Origin of the sequence: Hyphomicrobium sp. (genome assembly GCF_003987855.1) — a bacterium.
Classification (GTDB): Bacteria; Pseudomonadota; Alphaproteobacteria; order Rhizobiales; family Hyphomicrobiaceae; genus Hyphomicrobium_B.
In genome coordinates, this window is record NZ_RXIZ01000020.1 from 20,527 (window position 1) to 30,902 (window position 10,376).

The following is a 10,376-nucleotide window of genomic DNA, read 5'->3' on the forward strand; positions in this document are numbered from 1 at the left end:
GCGCATCCTAAAGGTGCGCGTTGTTTGCGTTTCCAGCCGATTTTAGACCAGTGTGCCGCGGGAAAACCCACCGTAGCCGGTCGCATGCTGGCCTGCCGCACCGCCCCGAACACGTCTCCGCTTGACCGGCTTTACCATTCGGGGTCTTTACGGCCTTCCGGCAAGCATTTGAATGAGATCCAGGCCCCATGGCCAACGAACGCTACAACGCGCCCGAGCGTGAAAAACACTGGCAGTCCATCTGGGAAAAAGAGGACATCTTCCGCGCTTCGGAGGATACGCAGCGGCCAAAATCCTACGTGCTCGAGATGTTTCCCTATCCGTCGGGACGCATCCACATGGGTCACGTCCGCAACTATGCAATGGGCGACGTGGTGGCGCGCTACAAGCGGGCAAAGGGCTTCAACGTTCTGCATCCGATGGGATGGGATGCGTTCGGAATGCCGGCTGAAAACGCGGCGATGGAGCGGAAAGTCCATCCCGGCGCCTGGACGTACGCGAACATCGACACGATGCGCGGACAGCTCAAGTCCATGGGTCTGTCGCTCGACTGGTCGCGCGAGATCGCGACGTGCTCGCCCGCCTACTACAAGCATCAGCAGAAGCTCTTTATCGATCTTCTGAAGAAGGGGCTTGCCTATCGGAAATCATCGAAGGTGAACTGGGATCCGGTCGATCATACCGTGCTCGCCAACGAGCAGGTGATCGATGGCCGGGGCTGGCGTTCGGGCGCGCTCGTCGAGCAGCGCGAGCTGACGCAATGGTTCTTCAAGATCACCGACTATGCTGAGGAACTCCTCAGCGACCTCGACACGCTGGAGAAGTGGCCGGAGAAGGTGCGCCTGATGCAGGCGAACTGGATCGGCCGCTCGGAAGGCATGCTGGTTCGCTGGGGGCTCAACAAGAAGACGGCGCCGAAAGGCTTCGAGGAACTGGAAGTCTATACGACACGTCCCGACACACTGTTTGGCGCGTCGTTCCTGGCCGTTGCCGCCGATCATCCGCTGGCGAAAGCGGCCTCGGAAAACAACCCGGAACTCGCTGCATTTTGTGACGAATGCCGGCGCATGGGCACCTCCGTCGCGGAGATCGAGGCCGCCGAGAAGCGCGGCTACGATACCGGCATCCGCGCCGTGCATCCGTTCGATCCGGGCTGGGAATTGCCGGTCTACGTCGCCAACTTCATTCTCATGGATTACGGCACGGGTGCCATCTTCGGCTGCCCCTCCGGCGACCAGCGCGACATGGATTTCGCGCTCCGCTATCAGCTGCCGATCGTGCCGGTGATCCTGCCGCCAGGCGAGACCGCCGAGACGTTCAAGCTGACGATCAAGGCTTACGTCGACGACGGCACGATGATCAATTCGCGCTTCCTCGACGGGCTCTCGACCGGCGCCGCGTTCGAAGAAGCCGCGAAGCGTCTGGAGGCGCAGAAGCTCGGCTCGGAGCCGCAGGGCAAGCGCAAGATTAATTATCGTCTGCGCGATTGGGGCATCTCGCGCCAGCGCTACTGGGGCTGTCCGATCCCCGTCATTCACTGCAAGACGCACGGCGTGGTGCCCGTGCCGGAGAAGGACTTGCCGATCGAACTGCCGGAGGACGCGACCTTCGACAAGCCCGGCAATCCGCTCGACCGGCATCCGACGTGGAAACATGTCGCTTGTCCGATTTGCGGCGAGGCAGCGCTTCGCGAAACCGATACGATGGATACGTTCGTCGACTCGTCGTGGTATTTCGTGCGTTTCACGGCGCCGGAAGCCAAGACGCCGGTTGATTCAAGCGCAGCGCATTATTGGTTGCCGGTCGACCAATACATCGGCGGCATCGAGCACGCGATTCTGCACCTGCTGTATTCGCGGTTCTTCGTGCGCGCGATGTGCGACACGGGGCACCTGTCATTCGCGACGAACACGCGTGAGCCTTTTGCTGCGCTCTTTACGCAAGGCATGGTCACGCACGAGACCTACAAGTCCCAGGACGGGCTGTGGCTGCTGCCGCACGACGTGAAGGTCGAAGGTGAGGGCGCCAGCCGCAAAGCGATCGAGATCGCGACCGGGCAGCCGGCCGTCATCGGCTCGATCGAGAAGATGTCGAAGTCCAAGAAGAACCTGGTCGACCCCGACGACATCATCGCGCACTACGGCGCGGACTGCGCCCGCTGGTTTATGCTCTCAGACAGCCCGCCGGAACGCGATGTCATCTGGACCGAGTCCGGCGTCGCGGGCGCGGGTCGCTTCATTCAGCGCGTCTGGCGAATCGTCGATGAAGTTGCCGAGGCCTACCCAGGAGAAAAGGGTGCAAAACCCGCGTCGTTCTCGCCTGAAGCATTGGATGTGCGAAAGGCCGCACACCGGGCGCTGGACGGGGTCGGCAAGGCGATCGACGCGCTGCGTTTCAACGTGGCGGTCGCCAATGTCCACGAGTTTTCCAATGTTCTCCAATCGACCCTATCGAAGCGAAATCCCGATACGGCCTGGGCCATTCGCGAAGCCACGGAACTCCTGGTGGTGATGATCGGCCCCATGATGCCGCATTTGGCTGAAGAATGCTGGGCGCGGCTCGGATACAACACGCTGGTCGCGAACGAACCGTGGCCGGCCCCGGAGGCCGACCTACTCGTTGACGATCAGGTGACCATTGCCGTACAGGTGAATGGTAAGCGACGGGACGAACTCGTGATTTCGCGCAGTGCAAAATCCGAGGAAGTTGAGGCGGCGGCGTTGAAACTTGAAACGGTGACGCGAGCCCTCGAAGGGCGGCAGCCGAAGAAAGTTATCGTCGTTCCGCAGAGGATCGTGAATGTCGTTGGCTGAGGGGCGGTTTGGACTGGGGGGCAAGTGCGGCCTTGCGGCTGTGCGTGGTTTCCTGCTCGCGTCTGCTGTTCTGAGCCTGCCGGTCCTCGGCGGCTGCGGCAGCGGCGGCTTCCATCCGCTCTACGGTTCAGCGCTGATCAATGGCTCCGCGATCAAAGAGCGGCTTGCAGCCGTCGACGTAGCGCCCATTCCAGGCCGTGTCGGTCAGCGCATCCGCAACGAATTGATCTTCCAGACGACCGGCGGCGGTTCACCTGCGCCGCCCAAGTATCGGCTCGACATCGCGATCCGTGAATCCGTGACATCGATGCTGGTCGCCGTCGACGGCAACGCCGGCAGCCAGATCTACGGCATCGACGCGTCGTACAGCCTGGTCCGGCTGTCCGACAAAAAGGTCGTGGCCTCGGGCTCAAGCTACGGCCGGGCATCTTTCGACCGCGTGTCGTCGATCTTTGCCAACGTAGAAGCCCGGCAGGATGCCGAGAATCGCGCGGCCGAGACAGTCGGCGAAGAGCTTAGAACGCGCCTTCTTGCCGTTCTCGCCAGCGATCAGGCCTAACCGCTCTTACTTCTGGGCCATCTGCCCTATAAGAGCACCTCATGACGGCCATCAAACCGCAGCAAACAGCGACCTTTCTCAAGACGCCGCCTGGCGACCTGACGGCCGCGCTGTTTCACGGTTCGGACCCCGGCCTCGTCAGCGAGCGATCGGCCGCGCTGGCGAAAGTTCTTGCGGCGCGTGAGAACCCGCCCGGCGAGATCCTCAAGATCGATGATTCCGAACTCGACGAAGATCCTGGCCTGCTCGAGACGGAGCTGCAAACGCGACCGATGTTTTCGGGAAGGCGGATCGTGCGCGCCATTGCCGGCCGGCGGATTTCAGCGCAACTGCTGAAGCCACTACTGGCCTCAGCGCCGCTAGAAGGCCTGCTGATCGTGGAGGCGGGCAATCTCAAGGCCGACGATGCGCTGCGCGCGCTGTTTGAGGGACACGCATCCTGCTACGCGGTGCCGTGCTATCCTGACTCCGCGGCTGACATCGACAATCTCATTTCGGAAGTTCTGACGTCCTTCAAACTGTCGATCGACGGCGACGCGCGGGATCTGCTGCAAAGCCGGCTGGGCGCCGACCGCGCGTTGTCGCGATCGGAAATCGAGAAGCTCGCGCTTTATTGCCTTGGGCGCTCGCAGATCACGTTCGAAGACGTCGACATGCTGGTCGGCGACGCAGCGGGACTGGCGATCGAACGCATCGCGGAGGCCGTCGCCGACGGGCGGACGAAAAGCGCGGTCAGCGACTTCGGGCGAGCGCTGGCATCCGGCGAAAATGCGCAGATGATCATCGGCGTTCTGCAGCGATATTTTCAAAAGCTGCATCGCGTGCGCAGCGACGTCGATGCCGGGCAGCGGCTCGACGATGCGTTGAAATATCTGCGGCCGCCACTGTTCTTCAAGCAGAAGGACATCTTCGCGCGCCAGGTGCGCAGCTGGACGCGCGGGCAGCTCGATCAGGCGCTGCGGCGGATTTCGGACGCCGCGAAAACAGCGCGGCTTTCCTCGCATCTGGAAGACGTTATCGCCGAGCGCCTGATCCTGGCGCTGGCGTCGATGGCGGCGATCTCAGGTGCTGCGGCGGCCGGCCGCTAGAGGCTGGCTTGCGAGCGGCGATCTCCTCCCTATAGTGCCAGCGCTTTTATCTCAAAAAGGGGATTTTCATGACGGATCTGCGTTACGACGTGATCGGGATCGGTAACGCGATCGTCGATATCATCGGACGGTGCGACGAAGCATTTCTCGCCGAGGTCGGCGTTGCGAAAGGCAGCATGCGGCTCGTCGATGCCGACGAGATCAAGAAGATCTATTCCTCAATGGGACCGGCCATCGAAACGTCGGGCGGCTCGGCCGCAAACACGATCGCGGGCGTCGCCTCGTTCGGCGGACGCGCGGCCTTCATCGGCACCGTCGCGGACGACGAGTTCGGGCGGATCTTTTCACACGACATCCGCTCCGTCGGCGTCGCATTCAATGTTCCCTCCGTTTCGAACGGGACGCCAACGTCGCGCTCGCTCATTCTTGTCACGCCGGACGGTGAGCGCACGATGAATACCTATCTGGGTATTTCGACAAATCTCATCGAAGCGCAACTCGACCTCGAGATGATTCAAGCTTCGTCTATTTTATATCTGGAAGGATATCTGTTCGATCAGCCGCAGGCGAAAGCCGCATTTCGAGCCGCGTTGCAAACGGCAAAAACAGCGGGACGAAAAACAGCGCTTACACTTTCCGACGGTTTTTGCGTCGATCGCCATCGCGATGAATTTCTCGCGCTCATTAGAGCAGGCGTCGATATTCTTTTCGCCAATGAAAGCGAAATCAAATCGCTCTATCAAACGGAATCCTTCGATTTTGCGGCCGAAAAGGCGCGTTCCGACACGAAGCTTGCCGTGCTCACTCGTAGCGCCAAAGGCTCGGAAATTCATTTCGAAGGCGAAACAATTCGAATTGGCACATTTCCGGTTTCGGAAGTCGTCGATACGACCGGAGCCGGCGATCTATATGCGGCCGGTTTTCTCTTCGGATATGCAAATGGGCTGCATTTGGAAACAGCCGGCCGGCTTGCGAGCCTGGCGGCCTCCGAAATCATCAGCCATACCGGAGCACGGCCCGCCGTTTCGCTTCAGGAATTAGCCCGGCAACACGGACTCATTTCCTGACTTCGCATTCCGGCAGCTGGATTGCCAATTCTGGTTGCCGGAAATCATTTAATGGTTGAACATAGTTCAAAATGAGAATGTTTAGGGGGTATTTCGTGTCCAATTCGGACTCACAATTATTCTCCCTGGAATTGCGAATTAACTTGCAGCACTGTCGAAATCACTGAATCGCTCCGTTTCGGGATTCGCACATATGCTTCACACTCCCATCCGACGTGGCCGCCCGAAGGGCACTGGTATCGACGATAGCGACCGGATTGCACGCCTGGATGAGTTGCTGAGGGTTCACCCGGAAATGAAACCCACCACGGCAATTCGGATGATGGGGTATTCGGATCCGTCGGCCATTCGCCGCCTGCGGGACAAATATAAGGTATTTGCTTTACGAACGCGCATTGAGCTGTCGCAGGATTTGCGTGCCTCGGTCTCGGCGGCGCTGGCCGAGCAATTGCCCGGCGCTATACAGCCAGCCCGCTAACAACGATCTCATCATCGATTCAAATCGCGTTTTTCGACTGTAGAGCGATCGCCTGTGATCACTCGCCCGGGCCGCTGCCCCAAGCGGCCCATTTTTTTGCGCATTTTCAGCAAAAGCGGGTTTCGCGCGCGGCGCGGACTTTCGGGCGAAAAGCCTAGGCATGGTGACCTAAGCTACTTACCGGCCCGCCACCGCCGCAACTTTGTCCGCTGCAAGGCATTGGATGGCGCAGCAAAACTGCAGCATCAGCAGGGGGATCCATGCCGCTCGCAATTGCACGTGGGCCAAGCAGGCTCGGAAAAGCGCTTTTGATTGCCGGATTTGCCGCCGGGCTGATGTTTTCGCGTCCGGCCAATGCCGGCGTGTTTCTTTCCATCAACGTCGCCCCGCCGCCGCTGCCTGTCTATGTGCAGCCCATCGCGCCGGGACCCGATTTCATATGGTCGCCGGGCTACTGGGCCTACGACGAGGACGGCTATTACTGGGTGCCGGGCACCTGGGTTCGAGCGCCGCAAGTCGGATACCTCTGGACCCCGGGCTATTGGGGCTGGAGCGACGGCTATTACGTCTGGCACGCCGGATACTGGGGGCCGCACGTCGGCTTCTATGGCGGCATCAATTACGGCTGCGGATATACGGGTTCGGGATATTGGGGCGGCCATTGGGACCATGGCTCGTTCTTCTACAATACCGCGGTGACGCGCGTGAACACGACCATCATTCACAACACGTACAACACCGTGATCGTCAACAAGACGGTCCAGAACGTGAGCTTCAACGGCGGCCAAGGCGGCATCGCCGCGAAGCCTACACCGCAGGAAGCTCAGGCCGCGCAGGAGCACCATCTGCAGCCGACGGCGCTTCAGGTTCAACATCAGCACATGGCGAGCACGAACAAGGCCATGTTTGCCTCGGTCAATCACGGCGCGCCGAAGATCGCGGCGACGACAAAGCCTGCGGTTTTCACCGGACACGGCATCGTTGCGGCAAAAGCAAGCCTGCCGCATGCCGGCGGCGATGCGCATCCACCTGCGCATAAGAGTGTCGACGCGTCTCACGCACCCGACCACGCAAAGACGGTCAATCACGCAGCGAATGAGTTCGGCACGAACACGCACGCATCGACGCATAAAAGCCCCGACGCGTTTCATGCACCGGAGCAAGCGAAGACAATCAATCACACGGCAAATCAGTCTTTCGCGCAAAAGCCGCATCCGCAGCCAAAAATCGCGAACGCGCATCCGCAGCGGCCGAACTTCAGGCCCCCGCCGAAGATGGCAGCCAATCACCCGCCGGCGCATCATCATGAAGAAGGTGGCGGAAAACCACGCCCCGGCAAGCGGCCGGAGCACGGGTGACATCGAGGGAGGGTCTGTCGCGCAATCCGCAGCCTAGAGCTTGCGAAGTGCTGCGGATTTGACGCGATGACTCTCGCCCTTCTGGAGAATGAGCTGAGCGCGGCGGCGCGTCGGCAGTATGTTTTCCTGCAGGTTCTTGAGATTGATTTCGCGCCAGAGCTTCAAGGCGACGCGGCGGACTTCGTCGGGCGCGAGAGCGGCATACTTATGAAAGTAGGCGCCGGGATCGCGAAACGCGGTTGAACGCAGGCGCATGAACCGCGTCAAATACCATTTCTCGATCACGGCCGGATCGGCATCGATATAGATCGAGAAATCGATGAAATCGGAAACGAATGGAATTGTCGTGCCGTCCTTCGGCATATCGGCGGGCTGGAGGATATTCAGACCCTCGATGATCAGAATATCCGGATGCTCGACGATCGTCTCCTGCCCGGGGAGAATGTCGTATTGAAAGTGCGAATAAACGGGAGCCGAAACGCTCGAAACGCCCGATTTGATGTCGCCGAGAAAACGCAGCAGCCGTTCGGTATCGAAGCTTTCGGGAAATCCCTTCTTGGCCATCAGGCCGCGACGCTCGAGTTCGGCGTTGGGATAGAGAAAGCCGTCGGTCGTCAGCAGATCGACGCGCGGGTGATCGGGCCAGCGGGCGAGCAGCGCACGCAGCACGCGGGCGGTCGTACTCTTGCCGACGGCAACGGAACCCGCGACGCCGATGATAAAAGGCACCTTGGTATCTTTGCGGCCAAGGAATTCGGAACTCACCGAATGGAGCTTCTGCGCGGCGGCGACATAGAGATTGAGAAGACGCGACAGAGGCAGATAGATCTGCTCAACCTCTTCAACGGACAATTCCTCGATGATACCGGAGAGCTGCTCCAACTCATTGGGCTGCAACGTCATGGGCGTGTCGGCGCGAAGCCTCGCCCATTCTTCGCGGGTGAAGATGCGATAGGGCGAAAACGGTACGCTTTCGGCGCGCGCTTCTTCGCGCCCCTTCGCTTTCTTCCGCGGCGCCGGCGCTCGGGTCTTCACGACGCGCTCGTGCCGCGGGAGGCCTTTTCCTCAAGTCCGGATGTGCCCATGCGGCCGTCCAGCACCTTCAGAATATCGTCGAAGGGGATGCGGCGGGACTCGAGCAGCACGAGAAGATGATAGAGCACGTCGGCGGCTTCGGCGCGCACGGCTTTATCTTCAGTGCCCATGGCGGCAATGACGAGCTCGACGGCTTCCTCGCCGAACTTCTTGGCGCAACGCTCCGTCCCTGCCGTCAGCAGTTGAGATGTATAGGACTTGCCAGAGGTGTCAGACCGCCGCGAGTTGATCAGCGCGGCGAGCCGGACCAGGGTATTCTCTTCGCTCATCGTTTGCGTCTCGTGCGAGGGGGTCCGACGTTCGGACCCGAGCGCGCGCACACCATCAAGCCAGCGCCGGATAATCAAGCGGTACCGATCCGAAAAGGCGAGAAAGGATTAAGATCCTCAGCCGCCACCAAGCCGCTGACGGATATAATCCAGCTGGTCGAAATTGCCATAGCGGATCATCAGGGTTCCGCTCTCGCCGGACGCCTTGCGAACCTCGACCTTGAGGCCCAGCAGATCGGTCAGCTCCTTTTCGAAAGCTTTCGTGTCGGCATCCTTGTCGCGCGCCCGTCGATTGCTCCCACCGGTATTGCCCGGTTCGCCGAACGTTTGAACGAGGGTTTCGACGTCGCGGACGTTGAGGCCGTTGTCGATGATCTGCTTGGCTATCGATCCGGCGTCATCGCGGCCGATGAGGGCGCGGGCGTGACCGGCGCTGATCTGGCCGTTTTGGACGAGCGATTGCACGTCGGCGGGGAGCTTCAGAAGGCGCAGCGTATTGGCGACGTGGCTGCGGCTCTTGCCGATGATCTCCGACACTTGCTCCTGGCTATAATCGAAACGCTCGACCAGCTCGCGATAGCCGGTGGCTTCCTCGATGGCGTTGAGGTCCTGTCGCTGCACGTTCTCGATGATCGCAAGCTCAAGCACCTCGCGGTCGCTGAGTTCGCGAATGATCACCGGAATGGTGTGAAGGCCCGCTTTCTGCGCCGCGCGCCAGCGACGCTCACCGGCGACAATCTCATAGCCGCCGGCCATTCCGTTCGGGCGAACGACGATCGGCTGAACGAGGCCCTTCGTGCGGATAGATTCCGCGAGTTCGACCAGTTCGTCGTCGCGGAAATCCTTGCGCGGGTTGAGAGGGCTCGATTTCACTTCGGCGATCGACACCATGCGCTGCTCGCCCTCCGGCGGCAGACGGTGGCCGAGAGGTGCCGGTTCTCCGATCAGAGAGGCAAGGCCACGGCCCAGGCGGCTCTTCGGCACCATCGAGTTCATTTGCTCTACTTTCCCCTGCTTGTTCGCTTGTCCCGTAATCGCGATCGCTTTCGCGTGGCTTACGCCGCCTTGTAGCGCCGCTCACGCTCCATGATCTCGGTGGCCAGACGCATATAGGCCTGGCTGCCGGCGCAATCGTAGTCGTAGAGAAGGATCGGCTTGCCGTGCGAGGGCGCTTCGGCAATGCGCGTGTTCCGCGGGATCATCGTGTCGTAGACCTTCGCGCCGAAAAACGCGCGGACGTTCTCGGCGACTTCGCGCGAGAGCGAAACGCGCGCATCGTGCATCGTCAGCACGACGCCTTGGATTTCCAGACTTGGATTGAGCGTGGCGCGGATCTGCTCGATGGAATCCTTGAGCTGCGAGATACCTTCCAGCGCGAAGAACTCGCACTGCACCGGCACGATAACGGCATGCGAAGCCGACATCGCGTTGAGCGTCAGCAAGTTCAGCGACGGCGGGCAGTCGATCAGCACGTAGGTGAAATGCGTGTCGGGCTCGCGCGCGCGCTGCTGGCCGACCAATGCCGTGATGGCGTCGCGCAGCTTGAACGGCTTGTTCTGATCCGATGCCAGGATTGAATCGATGCCGACGAGATCGTTGTTCGCCGGAACGACGAAAAGGTTCGGCACGGCGGTTTTCAGAACCGTATC

The 10,376-nt window shown here is 60.7% G+C and carries 10 protein-coding genes; 6 read left to right on the top strand and 4 right to left on the bottom strand.

All coding sequences use genetic code 11. The annotated features are described in order from the left end of the window. The first annotated feature begins 188 nt into the window (after positions 1-188). The 6 genes from leuS to EKK30_RS16890 all read left to right on the top strand — a co-directional run bounded on the left by leuS (position 189) and on the right by EKK30_RS16890 (position 7,363). Positions 189-2,813, top strand: a complete 2,625-nt coding sequence (leuS, locus tag EKK30_RS16865) for a leucine--tRNA ligase (RefSeq protein ID WP_290986754.1) — start codon at positions 189-191, stop codon at positions 2,811-2,813. Then, positions 2,800-3,372, top strand: coding sequence for a hypothetical protein (locus tag EKK30_RS16870; RefSeq protein WP_290986755.1), 573 nt, complete (start codon positions 2,800-2,802; stop codon positions 3,370-3,372). The genes leuS and EKK30_RS16870 overlap by 14 nt, the downstream gene beginning before the upstream one ends. A 41-nt stretch (positions 3,373-3,413) precedes the next feature. Next, positions 3,414-4,460 (top strand): DNA polymerase III subunit delta, encoded by a 1,047-nt coding sequence (holA, locus tag EKK30_RS16875; protein WP_290986756.1) that lies wholly within the window; start codon positions 3,414-3,416, stop codon positions 4,458-4,460. Positions 4,461-4,528: 68 nt separating this feature from the next. Further along, the gene (locus tag EKK30_RS16880; protein ID WP_290986757.1) at positions 4,529-5,527 is read left to right on the top strand and encodes an adenosine kinase; all 999 of its coding nucleotides are present in this window, start codon (positions 4,529-4,531) and stop codon (positions 5,525-5,527) included. A gap of 193 nt (positions 5,528-5,720) precedes the next feature. Beyond that, entirely contained in the window at positions 5,721-6,005 is a 285-nt protein-coding gene (locus EKK30_RS16885; protein ID WP_290986758.1) for a hypothetical protein, read from the top strand. Positions 6,006-6,265: 260 nt separating this feature from the next. Further along, a complete protein-coding gene (locus EKK30_RS16890) occupies positions 6,266-7,363 on the top strand; it encodes a YXWGXW repeat-containing protein (protein WP_290986760.1) in 1,098 nt (365 codons plus the stop codon). A gap of 33 nt (positions 7,364-7,396) precedes the next feature. On the opposite strand, the gene coaA is transcribed toward EKK30_RS16890, so the two are convergent. From coaA to EKK30_RS16910, 4 genes are all read right to left on the bottom strand, one after another. Continuing rightward, the gene (gene coaA / locus EKK30_RS16895; protein WP_290986767.1) at positions 7,397-8,311 is read right to left on the bottom strand and encodes a type I pantothenate kinase; all 915 of its coding nucleotides are present in this window, start codon (positions 8,309-8,311) and stop codon (positions 7,397-7,399) included. A gap of 83 nt (positions 8,312-8,394) precedes the next feature. Next, positions 8,395-8,727, bottom strand: coding sequence for a phosphoribosyl-ATP diphosphatase (locus EKK30_RS16900; RefSeq protein ID WP_290986761.1), 333 nt, complete (start codon positions 8,725-8,727; stop codon positions 8,395-8,397). Between the two features lie 117 nt (positions 8,728-8,844). Beyond that, the gene (locus tag EKK30_RS16905; RefSeq protein WP_290986764.1) at positions 8,845-9,723 is read right to left on the bottom strand and encodes a ParB/RepB/Spo0J family partition protein; all 879 of its coding nucleotides are present in this window, start codon (positions 9,721-9,723) and stop codon (positions 8,845-8,847) included. Positions 9,724-9,782: 59 nt separating this feature from the next. Beyond that, a partial coding sequence (locus EKK30_RS16910) for a ParA family protein (RefSeq protein WP_290986765.1) occupies positions 9,783-10,376 on the bottom strand: 594 nt, incomplete at its 5' end.